Genomic DNA, 20018 nt, shown 5'->3' with positions numbered 1-20018 from the left:
TGTATGAATGTCTGCAGGCTTCGCGGCATTCTGGGTGGGCTGTCGGCCTGCGCGGTGTGGGGCCACAAAGCATGTGTGGATGCTGGACAGGGCGCGCTTGTTATAATCCCAGGGTTTTGCATGGTGCAAGACGCACGTCGGGGCCTTTCCAGTCCCGGCGCAAGTAACCAAGGCTGCCTCCCTGCTTTTGTCTGTGAGGGGCCAATTTCAAAGGAAAAAAAATGATCGCATCTTCCGTGAAGGCTGAAGTCGTCAAGTCCAACGCACGCTCTGCCAACGATACTGGCAGCCCAGAAGTGCAAGTGGCCCTGCTGACCGCACGCATCAACGAGCTGACCCCTCACTTCAAGCAACACGCCAAGGACCACCACGGTCGTCGCGGCCTGCTGCGCATGGTGAGCCGTCGTCGCAAGCTGCTGGACTACCTCAAGTCCAAGGACGCTGATCGCTACACCGCACTGATCGCCAAGCTGGGCCTGCGCAAGTAAGCACGGTGGGAGATCAAAACGCCTGAGTTAGCCTGTCTAGCTCAGGCGTTTTTTACTTCGGAGAATGCAAGACAGAGCGAAGCTGTGTCATTCCAGTGCTGCTGATTTGATAGCAGTGAATCCAGCACTGGAATGGCATCGTGTTCTGAATTGCTCTCCATCATGGCCCGATGAGTGCATCGGTCCACCCATTCCAAAGGAGCAACAATGTCCATCTTCAACAAAGTCACCAAGACCTTCCAGTGGGGCCAGCACACGGTCACCATGGAAACCGGCGAGATCGCCCGCCAGGCTTCCGGCGCCGTGCTGGTCAACATCGATGACACCGTGGTGCTGGCCACCGTTGTGGCGTCCAAGCAGGCAAAGTCCGGCCAGGACTTCTTCCCGCTGACCGTCGATTACATCGAGAAGACCTACGCCGCAGGCAAGATCCCCGGCAGCTTCTTCAAGCGCGAAGCCAAGCCCAGCGAACTCGAAACCCTGACCAGCCGCCTGATCGACCGCCCGATCCGCCCGCTGTTCCCCGAAGGTTTCTACAACGACGTGCACGTGGTCATCCACACCGTGTCGCTGAACCCCGAAGTCGATGCCGACATCGCCGCCCTGATCGCCACCTCGGCTGCCCTGTCCGTGTCGGGCATTCCCTTCAATGGCCCCATCGGTGCCGCCCGCGTGGGCTTCATCAATGGCGAGTACGTGCTCAACCCCGGTCAGACCCAGCGCAAGGATTCGCAGATGGATCTGGTCGTGGCCGGTACCGAAGCCGCCGTGCTGATGGTGGAGTCCGAGGCGCAGCAACTGCCTGAAGACGTGATGCTGGGCGCCGTGGTCTTTGGCCACGAGCAAGGCCGCATCGCCATCGACGCCATCCACGAGCTGGTGCGCGAAGCCGGCAAGCCCGTCTGGGACTGGGTCGCTCCAGCCAAGGATGAAGAGCTGATCGCCAAGGTGGCGGCACTGGGCGACGAAGCCCTGCGCACGGCCTACCAGATCCGCAACAAGCAAAGCCGCACGCAAGCCTGCCGCGAAGCCTACGCCGCCGTGAAGGCCGGCCTGACGGCCCAGGGCGTGGAGTTCGACGGCGTCAAGGTCGAAGGCATGCTGTTCGACATCGAGGCACGCATCGTTCGCAGCCAGATCCTAGCCGGCGAGCCGCGCATCGACGGCCGCGACACGCGCACCGTGCGCCCCATCGAAATCCGCAACTCCGTGCTGCCCCGCACGCACGGCTCGGCCCTGTTCACGCGCGGCGAGACGCAGGCCCTGGTCGTGTCCACGCTGGGCACCGAGCGCGATGCACAACGCATCGACGCGCTGGCTGGCGAGTTCGAGGACCGCTTCCTGTTCCACTACAACATGCCTCCCTTTGCCACCGGCGAAGTGGGCCGCATGGGCTCGACCAAGCGTCGCGAAATCGGCCACGGCCGTCTGGCCAAGCGCGCCCTGGCGGCCTGCCTGCCCAGCAAGGAAGAATTCCCCTACACCATCCGCGTGGTGTCGGAAATCACCGAGTCCAACGGCTCCTCGTCCATGGCTTCGGTCTGCGGCGGCTGCCTGTCGATGATGGATGCAGGCGTTCCGATGAAGGCCCACGTGGCCGGCATCGCCATGGGCCTGATCAAGGAAGACAACCGCTTCGCCGTGCTGACCGACATCCTGGGCGATGAAGATCATCTGGGCGACATGGACTTCAAGGTGGCCGGCACCACCAGCGGCATCACTGCGCTGCAGATGGACATCAAGATCCAGGGCATCACCAAGGAAATCATGCAGGTCGCCCTGGCCCAGGCTAAGGAAGCGCGCATGCACATCCTGGGCAAGATGCAGGAAGCCATGGGCGAAGCCAAGGCCGAGATCTCGTCCTTCGCTCCCAAGCTGTACACGATGAAGATCAACCCCGAGAAGATCCGTGACGTGATCGGCAAGGGCGGCTCCACCATCCGTGCACTGACCGAAGAGACCGGCACGCAGATCGACATCGGCGAAGACGGCACCATCACCATTGCCTCCAGCGATGCCGCCAAGGCCGACGAAGCCAAGCGCCGCATCGAAGAGATCACGGCCGAAGTCGAAATCGGCAAGATCTACGAAGGCCCGGTCACCAAGATCCTGGACTTCGGTGCTCTCGTGAACCTGCTGCCCGGCAAGGACGGTCTGCTGCACATCAGCCAGATCGCCCACGAGCGCGTGGAGCGCGTCGCCGACTACCTGCAGGAAGGCCAGATCATCAAGGTCAAGGTCATGGAGACCGACGAAAAGGGTCGTGTCAAGCTGTCGCTGAAGGCGTTGACCGAGCGTCCTGCCGGCATGGAGCGCAGCGACCGCCCCGCGCCTGCCGAGCGTGAGTTCCGCCAGCCGCGTGAGCCCCGCCAGCAGCGCGAGTTCCGCGAGCCGCGTGAACCCCGCGAGCCCCGTGACGGCGGCCGTCCGGCTGCCGAGGGCGAGCAGCAACAGCAACAGCAGCAGTAATGCCCGGCAAGGCCATTGCCCAAAAGGGGGTGGCCTTGCAGGTGCATGTGGTGACTGGCAAAAAGCGCTGACCTGTTCAGCGCTTGTGGCATTTTTGACAGGGATTGCGAGGTCGAAAGATGGAAAAGCAAATCATGCGTGCCGTGGAGCTCACGGACTTTGGTGCTCCCGAGGTATTGCGCCTGGGCGAGCGCCCGCTGCCCGTTGCGGGTGCGCAGGAGTTGCTGATCCAGGTGTCGGCCAGTGGTGTCAATCGCCCTGATGTGTTGCAGCGCAAGGGGCACTACGCTCCGCCGCCTGGCGCCTCCGACCTGCCCGGGCTGGAAGTGGCTGGGGTGATCGTGTCGGGCGACGACGAAGCCATGCGGCTGGCGGGCCTGCGCGTGGGAGACCGCGTGTGCGCGCTGCTGGCCGGCGGTGGCTATGCGGAGTACTGTGTTGCGCCCGTGGCCCAGTGCCTGCCCATCCCGGCAGGGCTCAGCGAGGTGGAGGCTTCGGCATTGCCCGAGACCTTCTTCACCGTCTGGAGCAATGTGTTCGATCGCGGTGCCTTGCAGGCGGGTGAAACCCTGCTGGTGCAGGGTGGCAGCAGCGGCATCGGCGTGACGGCCATCCAGCTGGCCAAGGCGCGCGGCGCCACGGTCATCGTGACCGCTGGCTCCGATGCCAAGTGCGCCGACTGCCTCAAGCTGGGTGCCGACCATGCCATCAACTACCGTACCCAGGACTTTGCCGCGGAGGTGCAGCGCATCACCGAAGGCAGGGGGGTGGACGTGATCCTTGACATGGTGGCGGGTGGCTATGTGGCACGCGAAGTGCAAAGTCTGGCAGAGGATGGCCGCCTGGTCATCATTGCGGTGCAGGGTGGCATCAAGGCGGAGTTCGATGCGGGCCTGGTCCTGCGTCGCCGTCTGCTGGTGACGGGCTCCACACTGCGTCCGCGGCCTGTGGCTTTCAAGGCAGCCATCGCCCAGGCCCTGCGCCGCGAGGTCTGGCCGCTCATCGAGGCAGGCGGCATTCGTCCTGTGATCCATAGCACCTTTGCTGCCGCTGATGCCGACAAGGCGCACGCGCTGATGGAGTCGAGTCAGCACACCGGCAAAATCGTTTTGACGTGGTAACCATGAAGAAGAAACTCATCGTCGGCAACTGGAAGATGAATGGCGGCCTGGCTGCCAATGCCGTTTTGCTCAAGGCCCTCAAGGAGGGTCTGCCCGAGGGAGGCAATGCGGGCGTGGCTGTGGCCGTGCCTGCCGTCTATCTGGCCCAGGCCCAGGCCGAGCTTGAAGGCTCGGCCATCGGCGTGGCCGCGCAGGATGTGTCGCAGCATGAATCGGGTGCCTATACGGGCGAGCTGTCGGCCGCAATGCTTCGGGATTTTGGCGTGCGCTATACGCTGGTGGGGCACTCGGAGCGTCGCCAATACCATGGCGAAACCGATGCCGTGGTGGCGCTGAAGGCGCAGGCTGCGCTGGCCAAGGGCGTCACGCCCATCGTCTGTGTGGGTGAAACGCTGGCGGAGCGCGAGGCGGGGCAGACCGAAGAAGTGGTCAAGCGCCAACTGGCGGCCGTGATCCACCAGGTGGGTCAGTGCATCAATGAGCTGGTCGTGGCCTATGAGCCCGTCTGGGCCATCGGCACCGGCAGGACCGCCACGCCGGAGCAGGCCCAGCAGGTGCATGCCGTGCTGCGCGCCCAGCTGGCGGCTGCCAGCCAGCAGGCCGATCGCATCGCCTTGCTGTACGGCGGCAGCATGAATGCCTCCAATGCGGCCCAGCTGCTGGCCCAGGCCGACATTGATGGTGGCCTGGTGGGCGGAGCTTCGCTCAAGGCAGCCGATTTCCTGACCATCATCGCTGCGGCCCAGTAAGCCGGGGCGGTTTTTCCATTCGCTTTTTTAGCTCTCGCGTTACTAGCAGGTACAACCAATGAATGCATTCGCAAGCGTGATCCTCGCCGTTCAGATGCTGTCGGCTCTCGGCATGATCGGCCTGATCCTGATTCAACACGGCAAGGGTGCCGACATGGGCGCCTCGTTCGGCAGCGGCAGCTCCGGCAGCCTGTTCGGTGCCTCCGGCAGCGCCAACTTCCTGTCGCGCTCCACGGCAGGCCTGGCCACGGTGTTCTTCGTGGCCACGCTGGCGCTGGCCTATCTGAGCAATGCGCGTCCCGTCAGCTCGGGCAGCGTGCTGGAAGGTGCCGCACCCATCACGGCTCCGGCTCCTGCGGCCTCTGGCGCTGCTGGCGAAGTGCCTGCTCCTGCTGCAGGCCAGGCGCCTGCTGCCGGTGCTGAAGGCGCTGCCCAGATCCCCACGAAATAATTTCGAACAAAGTCCTCGGTCCTCCGGGTCCGAGGGTTTTTCAGAGTAGAATCTAGAGATTGTTCGGTAGGCGGAATCTTTGCAACGGAGATAAAGAGCCAGCCGAAATCAAGACTTGCCGTCGTGGTGAAATTGGTAGACACGCTATCTTGAGGGGGTAGTGGCGAAAGCTGTGCGAGTTCGAGTCTCGCCGACGGCACCAAGATATAACTAAGAGCCTGCCCTGCTGATCAGGCTGATCGGTGCGGGCATGCCTTTCAAGGTAGCCGCACACGATGAACATCGACCAGTATCTTCCCGTTCTCTTGTTCATTCTCGTCGGCATGGGTGTCGGCGTAGTCCCCCTGGTACTGGGGTATGTGCTGGGTCCGAACCGGCCCGACGCCGCCAAGAACTCCCCCTATGAATGTGGCTTCGAGGCCTTCGAAGACGCGCGCATGAAGTTCGATGTGCGCTACTACCTCGTCGCCATCCTGTTCATCCTGTTTGATTTGGAAATCGCCTTTCTGCTGCCCTGGGCCGTTGCGCTTCGGGACGTGGGTGGGGCTGGTTTCGCCGCTGTCCTTATTTTCCTGACCGTTCTCGTCGTGGGCTTTGTCTACGAATGGAAGAAGGGTGCGTTGGACTGGGACTGAAGCGGGTTCACTAAGGAAACACGATGATCGAAGGCGTGATGAAAGAAGGCTTCATCACCACGAGTTACGACTCTGTGGTGAATTGGGCCAAGACGGGCTCGCTGTGGCCCATGACATTTGGTCTGGCCTGCTGCGCGGTGGAGATGATGCACGCTGCGGCGGCGCGTTACGACATCGGTCGCTTTGGCTCGGAAGTCTTCCGTGCCAGCCCGCGGCAGTCGGACCTGATGATTGTGGCCGGCACCCTGTGCAACAAGATGGCGCCCGCCATGCGCAAGGTCTATGACCAGATGTCCGAGCCCCGCTGGGTCATCTCCATGGGCTCGTGCGCCAACGGCGGCGGCTACTACCACTACAGCTATTCCGTGGTGCGCGGCTGTGACCGCATCGTGCCGGTCGATGTCTATGTGCCTGGCTGCCCCCCCACGGCGGAAGCCCTGATCTACGGCATCATCCAGCTGCAGCAGAAGATCCGCCGCACCCATACCATCGCTCGCGTCTAAGGGCTAGATGATGACTGCTATTGCGATTCACCCCGAAGTGCTTCGGGATGTGGTGGCTGCTGCCTTGGGTGACAAGGCGCGCAGCGTGACCGTGGCCCTGGGCGAGGTGACGGTCGAAGTGTCCGCCGCCCAGTATCTGGAGGCCATGCAGGTTCTGCACACCGCCCCGGATTGCCGGTTCGAGGTCCTGGTGGACCTGTGCGGCGTGGACTACTCCACCTATGCAGAAGTCGGGCGTGAAGGCCCGCGCTTTGCCGTGGTATCCCACCTGCTGTCGATCAGCCTGAACCAGCGCCTGCGCGTTCGTGTCTTTTGCACCGACGACGATTTCCCGGTGGTGGCTTCCGTCACTTCCGTCTGGGCGGGTGCGAACTGGTTCGAGCGCGAGGCGTTCGACCTGTTCGGCATCGTCTTCGACGGCCATGACGACCTGCGCCGCATCCTGACCGACTACGGCTTCATCGGCCATCCCTTCCGCAAGGACTTCCCGCTGTCGGGCCATGTGGAAATGCGCTATGACCCCGAGCAACAGCGCGTGGTGTACCAGCCGGTCACCATCGAGCCCCGCGAGATCACGCCGCGGATCATCCGCGAAGACAACTACGGGGGCCTGCACTGAAGGCGCTCCAGGCGCCTTTTTGATGGACGACCATGGCTGAAATCAAGAACTATTCCCTGAACTTTGGTCCGCAGCACCCGGCAGCGCACGGCGTGCTGCGCCTGGTGCTGGAGCTCGACGGTGAAGTGGTGCAGCGCGCAGACCCGCACATCGGTCTGCTGCACCGTGCGACAGAAAAACTGGCAGAGAGCAAGACCTACATCCAGTCGCTGCCCTATATGGACCGGCTGGACTACGTGTCCATGATGTGCAACGAGCACGCCTACTGCCTGGCCATCGAGAAGCTGCTGGGCATCGAGGTGCCCATCCGCGCCCAGTACATCCGCGTGATGTATTCGGAGATCACCCGCATCATGAATCACCTGATGTGGCTGGGCTCCAGCGGCAACGATGCGGGTAGCTCCACGACGCTGATCTACACCTTCCGTGAGCGCGAAGACCTCATGGACATGTACGAGGCGGTTTCGGGCGCGCGCATGCACGCGGCCTACTTCCGTCCGGGCGGCGTCTACCGCGACCTGCCCGACACCATGCCTCAGTACAAGGCCAGCAAGGTGCGCAATGCGCGCTCTGTCGAGATCATGAACCGCAACCGCCATGGCTCGTTGCTGGACTTCATCGACGACTTCACGCAGCGCTTCCCCAAGTGCGCGGACGAGTACGAGACCCTGCTGACCGACAACCGCATCTGGAAGCAGCGCAACGTGGACATCGGCGTGGTGACGGCCGAGCGCGCCATGAACCTGGGCCTGACCGGCCCGATGCTGCGTGCCTCCGGCGTGGCCTGGGACATGCGCAAGTCGCAGCCCTATGAGGTCTATGACCGCATGGACTTCGACGTGCCCGTGGGCAAGACCGGCGACTGCTACGACCGCTACCTGGTGCGCGTGGCCGAAATGCGCCAGTCCAACCGCATCATCAAGCAGTGCGTGGACTGGCTGCGCGCCAACCCGGGCCCGGTGATCGTGGACAACCACAAGATTGCCCCGCCGCCGCGCGAAGGCATGAAGTCCAACATGGAAGAGCTGATCCACCACTTCAAGCTCTTCACCGAAGGTTTCCGCGTGCCCGAAGGCGAGGCTTACGCGGCCATCGAACACCCCAAGGGGGAGTTCGGCATCTACATCGTGAGCGATGGGGCCAACAAGCCCTACCGCCTGAAGATCCGTCCGCCGGGATTCGCCAATCTGTCCGCCATGGACGAACTGTGCCGAGGTCACATGCTGGCCGACGCCGTGATGGTGCTGAGTACCCTGGACATCGTGTTTGGAGACGTTGACCGATGATTACCGAAGCGACCAAGGAGCGCTTTGCGCGCGAGGTGGCCAAGTACCCGGCCGACCAGAAGCAGTCTGCTGTCATGGCCTGCCTGTCCATCGTGCAGCAGGAGCAGGGCTGGGTCAGCGCCGAGAGCGAGGCCGTGATTGCCGAGTTCCTGGGCATGGCCGAGATCGCGGTGCATGAAGTCACCACGTTCTACAACATGTACAACCAGCGCCCCACGGGCACGTACAAGCTGAACGTCTGCACCAACCTGCCTTGCCAGCTGCGCGACGGCTACAAGGCGCTGCACCATCTGGAATCCCGCCTGGGCATCAAGATGGGCGAGACCACGCCTGACGGCATGTTCACGCTGCAGCAGTCCGAGTGCCTGGGTGCCTGCGCGGATTCGCCGGTGATGCTGGTGAACGACCGCTGCATGTGCAGCTTCATGAGCAACGAAAAGCTCGACGAATTGATCGACGGCCTGCGTGCCGCGGAGGGCAAGGCATGAACGCCGCCGCACAATCGGTCCTGGCCAAGTTTGCCTCTTCGGGCAGCGAGACCTGCTTTCACGACCGCCACATCAATCCGCAGATCTACGCCGACCTGACCGGCGCCAACTGGTCCATCAAGGACTACGAGGCACGCGGCGGCTATCAGGCGCTGCGCAAGATCCTGGGCAAGGATGGCAGCGAAGGCCTGACCCAGGACCAGGTGATCGCCACCGTCAAGGAATCGGGCCTGCGCGGCCGCGGCGGTGCAGGTTTCCCCACGGGCCTGAAGTGGAGCTTCATGCCCCGCCAGTTCCCGGGCCAGAAGCACCTGGTCTGCAACTCGGACGAAGGCGAGCCTGGCACCTGCAAGGACCGCGACATCCTGGTGCACAACCCGCACATCGTGATCGAGGGCATGATCATCGCCGCCTACGCGATGGGCATCTCCCTGGGCTACAACTACATCCACGGCGAAATCTTCGAAGCCTATGAGCGCTTCGAGGCTGCGCTGGAGGAAGCCCGCGCCGCCGGCTACCTGGGTGACAACATCATGGGCAGCAGCTTCAGCTTCCAGCTGCACGCGCACCATGGCTTCGGCGCCTACATCTGCGGCGAAGAGACGGCGCTGCTGGAGTCGCTGGAAGGCAAGAAGGGCCAGCCGCGCTTCAAGCCGCCGTTCCCGGCCAGCTTCGGCCTGTACGGCAAGCCGACCACCATCAACAACACCGAAACCTTTGCGGCCGTTCCCTGGATCATCCGCAACGGCGGCGCTGCGTACCTGGAGTGCGGCAAGCCCAACAACGGCGGCACCAAGATCTTCTCGGTCAGCGGTGACGTCAACCTGCCCGGCAACTACGAAGTGCCGCTGGGCACGCCCTTCAGCAAGCTGCTGGAGCTGGCGGGCGGCGTGCGCACGGGCCGCAAGCTCAAGGCGGTGATCCCCGGTGGATCGTCCTCGCCCGTGCTGCCGGCTGACATCATCATGGAATGCACGATGGACTACGATTCCATCGCCAAGGCCGGCTCCATGCTGGGCTCGGGCGCCGTGATCGTGATGGACGACTCGCGCGACATGGTCGAGAGCCTGCTGCGCCTGTCCTACTTCTACCAGCACGAGTCCTGCGGCCAGTGCACCCCTTGCCGCGAAGGCACGGGCTGGCTGTGGCGCGTGGTCAACCGAATCGAGCACGGCGAAGGCCGTCCTGAAGACATCGAGCTGTTGGACTCGGTGTCCGTGAACATCATGGGGCGCACGATCTGTGCGCTGGGCGATGCGGCAGCGATGCCGGTGCGCGCCATGATCAAGCACTTCCGCCACGAGTTTGAAGCGAAGATCCAGAACGCTTCCAAGCAGACGGTCAACGCCGCCTGATCGCGAGAAAAGCATATGGTTGAAATTGAACTGGACGGAAAAAAGGTGGAGGTCGCCGAAGGCTGCATGGTCATGCATGCAGCCGAGAAGGCAGGCACCTACATCCCGCATTTCTGCTATCACAAGAAACTTTCCATCGCCGCCAACTGCCGCATGTGCCTGGTGGATGTGGAAAAAGCCCCCAAGCCCATGCCCGCCTGCGCCACGCCCGTGACGCAGGGCATGATCGTGCGCACCAAGAGCGAGAAGGCGATCAAGGCGCAGCAATCGGTGATGGAGTTCCTGCTCATCAATCACCCGCTGGACTGCCCGATCTGCGACCAGGGCGGCGAATGCCAGCTGCAGGATCTGGCCGTGGGCTACGGCAGCTCCGCCTCGCGCTACGAGGAAGAAAAGCGCGTGGTCTTCCACAAGGACGTGGGCCCGCTGATCTCCATGCAGGAGATGAGCCGTTGCATCCACTGCACCCGCTGCGTGCGCTTCGGACAGGAAGTGTCCGGCGTGATGGAGCTGGGCATGATCAACCGCGGCGAGCACTCCGAGATCACCACGGTGGTGGGCGATACGGTGGACTCCGAGCTGTCGGGCAACATGATCGACATCTGCCCCGTGGGCGCGTTGACCAGCAAGCCCTTCCGCTACAGCGCCCGCACCTGGGAGCTGTCGCGCCGCAAGTCGGTCTCGCCCCATGATTCCACGGGTGCCAACCTCATCGTCCAGGTCAAGAACCACAAGGTTCTGCGCGTCGTGCCCTTCGAGAACGAAGAGGTCAACGAGTGCTGGATCGCCGACCGCGACCGCTTCTCCTACGAGGCCTTGAACAGCGACGAGCGCCTGACCCGCCCCATGCTCAAGCAAGGCGGCGAGTGGAAGGAAGTCGATTGGCAGACCGCCCTCGAATACGTGGCCAACGGCCTGCGCCAGATCAAGAACGACCATGGCGCCTCCGCCATCGGTTCGCTGGTCAGCCCGCACAGCACGCTGGAAGAGCTGTACCTGGCCGGCAAGCTGGTGCGCGGCCTGGGCAGCGAGAACATCGACTACCGCCTGCGCAATGCCGAGTTCACCGCCGCCCAGGGCGTGCAGTGGCTGGGCACGCCCATCGCGTCGCTGTCCAAGCTGCAAGGCGTCCTGGTGCTGGGCTCCAACCTGCGCAAGGACCATCCGCTGTTCGCGCAGCGCATCCGCCAGGCTGCCAAGCAGGGCTGCGCCGTGCTCGCCATCAATGAGCGTGTCTACGACTGGGCCATGCCGGTGACGGCGTCCATCGTGGCCGCCCCGGACTGGGCCCAGGCGCTGGCCGATGTGGCCGCCGCCGTGGCGCAGGAAAAGGGCGTTGCCGCTCCCGTGGCCGCCGCCGACGTGCATGCCGAGGCCCAGGCCATCGCCGCCGCGCTGCTGCGCGGCGAGCGCAAGGCCATCTTGCTGGGCAATGCCGCTGCGCACCACGCACAGGCATCGACCCTGCTGTCTCTGGCCAACTGGATTGCCGAGCAGACCGGCGCCTCGGTCGGCTACCTGACCGAAGCCGCCAACACGGTGGGCGCACAGTGGGTGGGCGCACAGCCTGCCGCCTCGGGCCTGAACGCAGGCCAGATGCTGGCCGGCGGCCTCAAGGCCGTGCTGCTGCTGAACAACGAACCCGTGTTCGACTCCGCTGCCGGCGCCCGCGCCGCAGAGGCACTGGGCAAGGCCGAGATGGTCGTGACCCTGAGCCCCTTCAAGGCCAACATGGAATTCAGCGACGTGCTGCTGCCCATCGCCCCGTTCACGGAAACCTCGGGCAGCTTCGTCAACGCCGAAGGCCGCCTGCAGAGCTTCCACGCCGTGGTCAAACCGCTGGCCGAAGCCCGTCCGGGCTGGAAGGTGCTGCGCGTGCTGGCCAACCTGCTGGGCGTGCAGGGCGTGGACTACGAGACGTCGCAGGACGTGCTCGCAGCCGCCACGGCCTCTGCCACCAGCGTGCCGGCCAACCTGCTGGGCAACGGTGCGCCTGCCGTGAATTCCATCGCCAACGGTGCCGGCCATGCCGCGCCCGTGGTGGCCAGCATTTATCAGCTCGACAGCATCGTGCGCCGCGCGACATCGCTGCAACTGACGGCAGATGCACGTCAGGCTCGTGAGGGAGGCGCCGCATGATTGACGCACTCAAGACGGCCGGTGCCGGCCTGATCGCCGCACCCTGGTGGACCGACGTGGCCTGGCCCGTGCTCTGGATCCTGCTGGGCATCGTTGCCATCGTCGCCCCGCTGATGGGCGCCGTGGCCTACCTGACGCTGTGGGAACGCAAGCTGCTGGGCTTCATGCAGGTTCGCATGGGTCCCAACCGCGTGGGTCCCTTCGGTCTGCTGCAGCCTCTGGCCGACGGCCTGAAGCTGTTGACCAAGGAACTGATCCAGCCCACGGCTGCTGCCAAGGGCCTGTTCTACGTGGGCCCGGTGATGGCCATCATGCCCGCCCTGGCGGCATGGGTGGCGATCCCCTTCGGTCCCGACGTGGCCCTGGCCAACGTCAATGCCGGCCTGCTGCTGATCATGGCCATCACGTCCATCGAAGTCTATGGCGTGATCATTGCGGGCTGGGCCTCCAACTCCAAGTACGCCTTCCTGGGCGCGCTGCGCGCCTCGGCACAGATGGTCAGCTATGAAATCGCGCTGGGCTTCTGCTTCCTGGTGGTGATCATGGTCACGGGCAGCATGAATCTGACGCAGATCGTGCTGAGCCAGGGCCAGGGCCAATTCGCCAGCATGGGTGCCAGCGTCCTGTCGTGGAACTGGCTGCCGCTGCTGCCGATCTTCGTGGTCTACCTGATCTCGGCCGTGGCCGAGACCAACCGCCACCCCTTCGACGTGGTCGAAGGCGAAGCCGAAATCGTGGCCGGCCACATGGTCGAGTACTCGGGCATGGGCTTTGCCATCTTCTTCCTGGCCGAATACGCCAGCATGTGGCTGGTGTCCATCCTGGCCGTGGTGATGTTCCTGGGCGGCTGGCTGCCTCCGTTCGACTTCCTGTCGTTCATCCCCGGATGGATCTGGCTGGCGGCGAAGACTTTCCTGGTCGTGTCCATGTTCATCTGGATCCGTGCCACCTTCCCGCGCTTTCGCTATGACCAGATCATGCGTCTGGGCTGGAAGATCTTCATTCCCGTCACCCTGGTGTGGCTGGTCGTCGTGGGTGGCTGGATGCACTCGCCTTGGAACATCTGGAACTGAGCGGAGCAAGAATGTCTGCGGTTGCTGCTACCCCATTTTCGATCAAAGATTTCCTCAAGAGCTTCATGCTCTGGGAACTGGCCAAGGGCATGGCCCTGACTGGCCGCTACACCTTCCGCCGCAAGGTCACGGTGCAGTTCCCCGAGGAAAAGACACCCCTGTCGCCGCGTTTTCGCGGACTGCACGCCCTGCGCCGTTATGACAACGGCGAAGAGCGCTGCATTGCCTGCAAGCTGTGCGAGGCGGTGTGCCCGGCCATGGCCATCACCATCGAGTCCGATGTGCGTGACGACGGCTCGCGCCGCACCACGCGCTACGACATCGACCTGACCAAGTGCATCTTCTGCGGCTTCTGCGAGGAAAGCTGCCCGGTGGACTCGATCGTCGAGACGCATATCTTCGAATACCACGGAGAAAAGCGCGGCGACCTGTACTTCACCAAGGACATGCTGCTGGCCGTTGGCGATCGCTACGAACCCGAGATTGCCGCCGCCAAGGCTGCGGACGCCAAGTACCGCTGAAGCGGCTCCTTGATCACTTGAAAAGATTCGATCCATGGACGCCAAAACTGGTTTCTTCTATCTGTTCTCGGTCGTGCTGCTGTTTGCAGCCTTCCGGGTCGTCACGGCGCGCAACCCCGTGCATGCCGTGCTCAACCTGATCCTGGCCTTCTCGCAGGCTGCCGGCATCTGGCTTCTGCTCAAGGCCGAGTTCCTGGGCGTGACCCTGGTGCTGGTCTACCTGGGCGCCGTGATGGTGCTGTTCCTGTTCGTGGTGATGATGCTGGACATCCGCATCGACGCCGTGCGCCAGGGGTTCTGGAAGCATTTCCCCTTCGCTGCCCTGATCGGCGCACTGATTGCCTTTGAAATGGGCATGGTGCTGATGGGCGGCTTCAGCGGCGTCGAGGAGCCCAAGGCCATTGCGGCCACGGTCAACGCTGCCGGCCAGACCGTGCAGTACTCCAACACCCAGGCCCTGGGCAAGCTGCTGTACACCGAATACCTGTACCCCGTCGAGATCGCTGCCGTGATCCTGCTGGTGGCCATGATTGCCGCCATCGCCCTGACCCTGCGCAAGCGCAAGGACAGCAAGGCAGTGAACCCGGCCCAGCAGATCCGCGTGCGTGCAAAGGATCGCCTCGAGCTGGTCAAGGTGCCGGTCACCCAGGCGCCGCAGGCACCGGCCGCCGAGGCAACCCCCGCCGTGGAGACAAAAGCATGACGTTGACTTTGGGCCATTATTTGACGCTGGGCGCCATGCTGTTCGCGCTCTCCGTCGTTGGCATTTTTCTGAACCGCAAGAACCTGATCGTGCTGCTGATGGCCATCGAGCTGATGCTCCTGGCCGTCAACACCAACTTCGTGGCGTTCTCCAGCTATCTGGGTGACATGCACGGCCAGGTGTTCGTGTTCTTCATCCTGACAGTGGCAGCCGCCGAGTCGGCCATCGGTCTGGCGATCCTGGTGCTTCTGTTCCGCAACAAGACCAGCATCAATGCGGAAGATCTCAACTCCCTCAAGGGTTGAGTCCGCCGTAACTTGCAAGGTTCTTAAGAATGAGTCAAACACTCTCTGCATCCATGCTCCTGGCGGTGCCGCTGGCACCGCTGGCGGGCTCCGTGCTCGCGGGCATCTGGGGCACGGCCTTCGGCGGCAACAAGATCGGTCGCGGCGGCAGCCATACCCTCACCATCGCGGGCGTGCTGATCGCCTTCATCCTGTCGGCCATCACGTTCAACAGCGTGATCTTCGACGGCGCGCGTTTCGACCAGTCCATCTATACCTGGATGGAAATCGGCGGCCTGAAGATGGAGGTCGGTTTCCTGATCGACAGCATCACGGCCATGATGATGTGCGTGGTGACCTTCGTGTCGCTGATGGTGCACATCTACACCATCGGCTACATGCAGGAAGATGACGGCTACAACCGTTTCTTCTCCTACATCTCGCTGTTCACCTTCTCCATGTTGATGCTCGTCATGAGCAACAACCTGCTGCAGCTGTTCTTCGGCTGGGAAGCCGTGGGCCTGGTGTCCTATCTGCTGATCGGCTTCTACTACAACAAGCCCACGGCCATCTTCGCCAACATGAAGGCCTTCCTGGTCAACCGTGTGGGTGACTTCGGCTTCATCCTGGGCATCGGCCTGATCGCTGCCTACACCGGCACCATGAACTACGGCGAAATCTTCGCCAAGCTGCCCGAGATCCAGAACACCCTGCTGCCGGGCACCGGCTGGCTGCTGGTGACGGTGACGGCCATCTGCCTGTTCATCGGCGCCATGGGCAAGTCGGCACAGTTCCCGCTGCACGCCTGGCTGCCCGATTCGATGGAAGGCCCGACCCCCATCTCGGCACTGATCCACGCCGCCACCATGGTGACGGCCGGCATCTTCATGGTCTCGCGCATGTCGCCGCTGTACGAGCTGTCGGACACGGCACTGAGCTTCATCCTGGTGATCGGCTCCATCACGGCGCTGTTCATGGGCGTGCTGGGCATCATCCAGAACGACATCAAGCGCGTGATCGCGTACTCAACGCTGTCGCAGCTGGGCTACATGACCGTGGCCCTGGGCGCCTCCGCCTACTCGGTGGCCGTGTTCCACCTGATGACCCACGCCTTCTTCAAGGCCCTGCTGTTCCTTGGCGCCGGCTCGGTGATCATGGGCATGCACCACAACCAGGACATCCGCTGGATGGGCGGCGTGCGCAAGTACATGCCCATCACCTGGATCACCTTCCTGCTGGGCAACCTGGCCCTGATCGGTACGCCGTTCTTCTCGGGCTTCTACTCGAAGGACGCCATCATCGAAGCCGTGCACGCCACGAACCTGCCGGGCGCAGGCTTCGCGAACTTCGCGGTGCTGGCCGGCGTGTTCATCACGGCCTTCTACTCCTTCCGCCTGTACTTCATCGTCTTCCACGGCAAGGAGCGCTACGACCAGAACCCGGACGCGCACCACGATGACCACCACGGTCACGACGACCACCACGGCCATGGCCACGATGCCAAGCCGCACGAGTCGCCCCTGGTCGTGACCGGCCCGCTGATGCTGCTGGCCATCCCCTCGGTGGTGATCGGTGCCATCGCGCTGATGCCCATGCTGTTCGGTGACTTCTTCAAGGGCGTGATCCACGTCGATGGCGCAAAGCACGGCGCCATGGCCGAACTGGCCGAGAAGATCCACGGCTGGGTGCCCATGGCACTGCACGGCTTCACGGCCGCGCCGTTCTGGCTGGCACTGGCAGGCGTCGTCGTCTCCTACCTGTTCTACATGGTCAAGCCCGAAGTCCCTGCGGCCATCAAGTCGGCCATGCAGAAGATCGGTGTCTACCAGGCACTGGAAGGCAAGTACGGCGTGGACTGGGTCTACGAAAACATCTTCGCCCGTGGTGCTCGCGCCTTCGGCAGCTTCTTCTGGAAGGTCGGCGACCAGGCCATCATCGATGGCGCCATCGTCAACGGTTCGTGGAAGCTCATCGGCCGCATCGGCCAGTGGGTGCGCAAGCTGCAGTCGGGCTATCTCTATCACTACGCGTTGGTCATGCTGCTGGGCGTTTTCGCTCTCATGACGTATTTCGTGTGGCTCAACAAGTAGTAGAGGAAGAACAAAAATGCATTGGTTGAGTCTTTCAATCTGGGTGCCGATCGCATTCGGCGCCCTCCTGCTGGCCCTGGGCCGCGAGGACCAGGTCAAGGCAGTGCGCTGGCTGGCCCTGGTCGGCGCCCTGGCCGGCCTGGCGGTCACGCTGCCGCTGATCCAGCAGTTCGACAACAGCACGGCTGCGATGCAGTTCGTGGAGAAGGCGCTGTGGATCGAGCGCTTCAACATCTACTACCACCTGGGCGTGGATGGCATCTCGTTCTGGTTCGTGCCGCTGACGGCCTTCATCACCGTGATCGTCGTGATCGCGTCGTGGGAAAACATCACCGAGCGCGTGAACCAGTACATGGGCGCGTTCCTGATCCTGTCCGGCCTGATGGTCGGCGTGTTCAGCGCACTGGACGGCCTGCTGTTCTACGTGTTCTTCGAAGCCACGCTGATCCCGATGTACCTGATCATCGGTATCTGGGGCGGCCCCAACCGCATCTACGCGGCCTTCAAGTTCTTCCTGTACACGCTGATGGGTTCGCTGCTGACCCTGATCGCGATCATCTACCTGTACACCCAGTCCGGTGGCAGCTTCGAGATCCTCGACTGGCACAAGCTGCCGCTGTCCATGACGGCCCAGACGCTGATCTTCTTCGCCTTCTTCGCGGCCTTCGCCGTGAAGGTGCCGATGTGGCCGGTGCACACCTGGCTGCCCGACGTGCACGTGGAAGCGCCCACCGGCGGCTCCGCCGTGCTGGCCGCCATCATGCTGAAGCTCGGTGCCTACGGTTTCCTGCGCTTTTCCATGCCCATCGCCCCTGATGCATCGCACAAGTGGGCCTGGCTGGTCATCGCGCTGTCGCTGGTCGCCGTGATCTACGTGGGCGTGGTCGCCCTGGTGCAAAAGGACATGAAGAAGCTGGTGGCCTACTCGTCCGTGGCCCACATGGGCTTCGTGACCCTGGGCTTCTTCATCTTCAACCCGCTGGGCGTTGCCGGGGGCATCGTGCAGATGATTGCCCACGGCTTCGTGTCGGGCGCCATGTTCCTGTGCATCGGCGTGCTCTACGACCGCGTGCACTCGCGTGAAATCGCCTCCTACGGCGGCGTGGTCAACACCATGCCCAAGTTCGCGGCCTTCGCACTGCTGTTCGCCATGGCCAACTGCGGCCTGCCCGCAACGGCCGGCTTCGTGGGCGAGTGGATGGTGATCCTGGGTGCCGTCCAGTACAACTTCTGGATTGGCCTGGGCGCTGCCACTGCGCTGATCTTCGGCGCCGCCTACACCCTGTGGATGTACAAGCGCGTCTACCTGGGTCCGGTCACCAACGACAATGTGCGCGGCCTGACCGACATCGGCAACCGCGAGTTCCTGGTGCTGGGTCTGCTGGCCATCGCCGTGCTGTACATGGGTCTGTATCCCAAGCCCTTCACTGACGTGATGGATGTGTCCGTGGCCGAGCTGCTCAAGCATGTGGCCATGAGCAAGCTGCAGTGACCAGACTGAAACGAGAGAATCGAGATGATTGACAACATCAGCTGGCTGGCCATCTATCCGGAGATCCTTCTCCTGGTCATGGCCTGCGTGATCGCCCTGGTGGACCTGGGCGTCAAAAGCCCGCGCCGCACGGGCACCTATGTTCTGACGCTGCTGACCCTGGGCGTGGTGGCCGTGCTGCAAGGCATGTACGCCTCCAGTGGCAACACCTTCTATGGCTGGGGCAACATGGTTGTCTCCGACGCCATGGGCAACTGGCTCAAGTGCTTCGCCACCGTGGCCATGATGGTCACCCTGGTCTATGGCCGCCCCTACGCCGCCGACCGCGACATGCTGCGCGGCGGCGAGCTGTTCACGCTGGCCATGCTCGCGCTGCTGGGCATGTTCATCATGATCTCGGGCAACAACTTCCTGGTCATCTACCTGGGCCTGGAGCTGCTGACGCTGTCCAGCTACGCCCTGGTGGCCCTGCGCCGCGACCACACGGCGTCGGTCGAGGCCGCGATGAAGTACTTCGTGCTCGGCGCCATGGCCAGCGGCTTCCTGCTGTACGGCATGTCCATGCTCTACGGTGCGACCGGCTCGCTGGACATCGGCCAGGTCTTCAAGGCCATCAACTCGGGCGAGATCAAGCACCAGGTGCTGGTGTTCGGCCTGGTCTTCGTGGTCTCCGGCCTGGCCTTCAAGCTGGGCGTGGTTCCCTTCCACATGTGGGTGCCCGACGTCTACCAGGGCGCTCCCACGGCCATCACCACCATGATCGGTGGCGCGCCCAAGCTGGCCGCCTTCGCCATCGTCATCCGCCTGCTGGTGGACGGCCTGCTGCCGCTGGCCATCGACTGGCAGCAGATGCTGGCGGTGCTTGCCATCGCCTCGCTGCTGGTGGGCAACCTGGCCGGCCTGCAGCAGACCAACCTCAAGCGCATGCTGGCCTACTCGACCATCTCGCAGATGGGCTTCGTGCTGCTGGGCCTGATGTCGGGTGTGGTGGATGGCAAGGTCGATCCGGCCACCATCGAGAACGCCTACAGCTCGGCCATGTTCTACGTGGTGACCTACGTGCTGACCACGCTGGCCGCCTTCGGCGTGATCCAGCTGCTGGCCCGCGAAGGCTTCGAGAGCGAAGAGGTCGCCGACTTTGCCGGCCTCAACCAGCGCAGCCCGCTGTATGCCGGCGTGATGGCGATCTGCCTGTTCTCCATGGCCGGTATCCCTCCCCTGGTGGGCTTCTACGCCAAGCTGTCGGTGCTGCAGGCGCTCGTGGCATCGGGCCACAGCCTGTACATCGCGCTGGCCGTGTTTGCCGTGGTCATGTCGCTGATCGGCGCCTTCTACTACCTGCGCGTCGTCAAGGTCATGTACTTTGACGAACCCATCACCGCCACCAGCGTTTCCGCTTCGCTGGACGTGCGCGTGGTGCTGACCCTCAACGGCGCCCTGGTGCTGGGGCTGGGCCTTCTGCCGGGTGGCCTGATGGCCCTGTGCGCCGACGCCGTCGTGCGCGCCCTGGCTTCCTGATCCACTTTCCCGATGCGGGGCCCTGCACGCAGGG

19 protein-coding genes and 1 tRNA gene are annotated in these 20018 nt (G+C 63.4%); all 20 read left to right on the top strand.

Annotated elements, in window-relative coordinates; translation table 11 throughout:
* Positions 1 to 221: 221 nt before the first annotated feature.
* The 20 genes from rpsO to nuoN all read left to right on the top strand — a co-directional run bounded on the left by rpsO (position 222) and on the right by nuoN (position 19984).
* Positions 222 to 488, top strand: a complete 267-nt coding sequence (gene rpsO / locus DACI_RS26210) for a 30S ribosomal protein S15 (protein ID WP_012206984.1) — start codon at positions 222 to 224, stop codon at positions 486 to 488.
* 207 nt (positions 489 to 695) lie between these two features.
* A complete protein-coding gene (gene pnp, locus DACI_RS26205; RefSeq protein ID WP_012206983.1) occupies positions 696 to 2957 on the top strand; it encodes a polyribonucleotide nucleotidyltransferase in 2262 nt (753 codons plus the stop codon).
* A 119-nt stretch (positions 2958 to 3076) separates the two neighbouring features.
* On the top strand, positions 3077 to 4078 hold the full coding sequence (locus DACI_RS26200; RefSeq protein ID WP_012206982.1) for an NAD(P)H-quinone oxidoreductase: 1002 nt from the start codon (positions 3077 to 3079) through the stop codon (positions 4076 to 4078).
* A gap of 2 nt (positions 4079 to 4080) precedes the next feature.
* Positions 4081 to 4827: a triose-phosphate isomerase gene (gene tpiA / locus DACI_RS26195; RefSeq protein WP_012206981.1), complete on the top strand. Its 747-nt coding sequence runs from the start codon at positions 4081 to 4083 to the stop codon at positions 4825 to 4827.
* Between the two features lie 58 nt (positions 4828 to 4885).
* On the top strand, positions 4886 to 5278 hold the full coding sequence (gene secG / locus DACI_RS26190) for a preprotein translocase subunit SecG (RefSeq protein WP_012206980.1): 393 nt from the start codon (positions 4886 to 4888) through the stop codon (positions 5276 to 5278).
* A gap of 117 nt (positions 5279 to 5395) precedes the next feature.
* Positions 5396 to 5480: transfer RNA gene (locus DACI_RS26185), tRNA-Leu, on the top strand.
* Positions 5481 to 5553: 73 nt separating this feature from the next.
* Entirely contained in the window at positions 5554 to 5913 is a 360-nt protein-coding gene (locus tag DACI_RS26180) for an NADH-quinone oxidoreductase subunit A (protein WP_012206979.1), read from the top strand.
* A 23-nt stretch (positions 5914 to 5936) separates the two neighbouring features.
* On the top strand, positions 5937 to 6416 hold the full coding sequence (locus DACI_RS26175) for a NuoB/complex I 20 kDa subunit family protein (RefSeq protein ID WP_012206978.1): 480 nt from the start codon (positions 5937 to 5939) through the stop codon (positions 6414 to 6416).
* A 10-nt stretch (positions 6417 to 6426) separates the two neighbouring features.
* On the top strand, positions 6427 to 7035 hold the full coding sequence (locus tag DACI_RS26170; RefSeq protein ID WP_043783660.1) for an NADH-quinone oxidoreductase subunit C: 609 nt from the start codon (positions 6427 to 6429) through the stop codon (positions 7033 to 7035).
* A 32-nt stretch (positions 7036 to 7067) separates the two neighbouring features.
* Positions 7068 to 8321, top strand: a complete 1254-nt coding sequence (locus DACI_RS26165; RefSeq protein ID WP_012206976.1) for an NADH-quinone oxidoreductase subunit D — start codon at positions 7068 to 7070, stop codon at positions 8319 to 8321.
* On the top strand, positions 8318 to 8809 hold the full coding sequence (gene nuoE, locus DACI_RS26160) for an NADH-quinone oxidoreductase subunit NuoE (RefSeq protein WP_012206975.1): 492 nt from the start codon (positions 8318 to 8320) through the stop codon (positions 8807 to 8809). Before DACI_RS26165 ends, nuoE begins: the two co-directional genes overlap by 4 nt.
* Positions 8806 to 10164: an NADH-quinone oxidoreductase subunit NuoF gene (nuoF, locus tag DACI_RS26155; RefSeq protein WP_012206974.1), complete on the top strand. Its 1359-nt coding sequence runs from the start codon at positions 8806 to 8808 to the stop codon at positions 10162 to 10164. Before nuoE ends, nuoF begins: the two co-directional genes overlap by 4 nt.
* Positions 10165 to 10179: 15 nt before the next feature.
* Complete coding sequence (nuoG, locus tag DACI_RS26150; RefSeq protein ID WP_012206973.1) at positions 10180 to 12303, top strand: NADH-quinone oxidoreductase subunit NuoG; 2124 nt, start codon at positions 10180 to 10182, stop codon at positions 12301 to 12303.
* Positions 12300 to 13376: an NADH-quinone oxidoreductase subunit NuoH gene (nuoH, locus tag DACI_RS26145; RefSeq protein WP_012206972.1), complete on the top strand. Its 1077-nt coding sequence runs from the start codon at positions 12300 to 12302 to the stop codon at positions 13374 to 13376. Before nuoG ends, nuoH begins: the two co-directional genes overlap by 4 nt.
* Positions 13377 to 13387: 11 nt before the next feature.
* The gene (nuoI, locus tag DACI_RS26140; protein ID WP_012206971.1) at positions 13388 to 13897 is read left to right on the top strand and encodes an NADH-quinone oxidoreductase subunit NuoI; all 510 of its coding nucleotides are present in this window, start codon (positions 13388 to 13390) and stop codon (positions 13895 to 13897) included.
* 34 nt (positions 13898 to 13931) lie between these two features.
* Positions 13932 to 14600 carry an NADH-quinone oxidoreductase subunit J gene (locus tag DACI_RS26135; RefSeq protein WP_012206970.1) on the top strand — a complete coding sequence of 223 codons (669 nt, stop codon included), beginning with the start codon at positions 13932 to 13934 and terminating at the stop codon, positions 14598 to 14600.
* Positions 14597 to 14905, top strand: coding sequence for an NADH-quinone oxidoreductase subunit NuoK (gene nuoK, locus DACI_RS26130; protein WP_012206969.1), 309 nt, complete (start codon positions 14597 to 14599; stop codon positions 14903 to 14905). The genes DACI_RS26135 and nuoK overlap by 4 nt, the downstream gene beginning before the upstream one ends.
* Before the next feature lie 29 nt (positions 14906 to 14934).
* Positions 14935 to 16974 (top strand): NADH-quinone oxidoreductase subunit L, encoded by a 2040-nt coding sequence (nuoL, locus tag DACI_RS26125; protein WP_012206968.1) that lies wholly within the window; start codon positions 14935 to 14937, stop codon positions 16972 to 16974.
* A gap of 16 nt (positions 16975 to 16990) precedes the next feature.
* On the top strand, positions 16991 to 18466 hold the full coding sequence (locus DACI_RS26120) for an NADH-quinone oxidoreductase subunit M (protein ID WP_012206967.1): 1476 nt from the start codon (positions 16991 to 16993) through the stop codon (positions 18464 to 18466).
* A gap of 24 nt (positions 18467 to 18490) precedes the next feature.
* A complete protein-coding gene (nuoN, locus tag DACI_RS26115; RefSeq protein ID WP_012206966.1) occupies positions 18491 to 19984 on the top strand; it encodes an NADH-quinone oxidoreductase subunit NuoN in 1494 nt (497 codons plus the stop codon).
* Positions 19985 to 20018: the final 34 nt, after the last annotated feature.

Origin of the sequence: Delftia acidovorans SPH-1 (assembly GCF_000018665.1) — a bacterium.
GTDB classification, from domain to species: domain Bacteria; phylum Pseudomonadota; class Gammaproteobacteria; order Burkholderiales; family Burkholderiaceae_C; genus Comamonas; species Comamonas acidovorans.
This window is presented reverse-complemented; position numbering and strand designations above follow the sequence as displayed.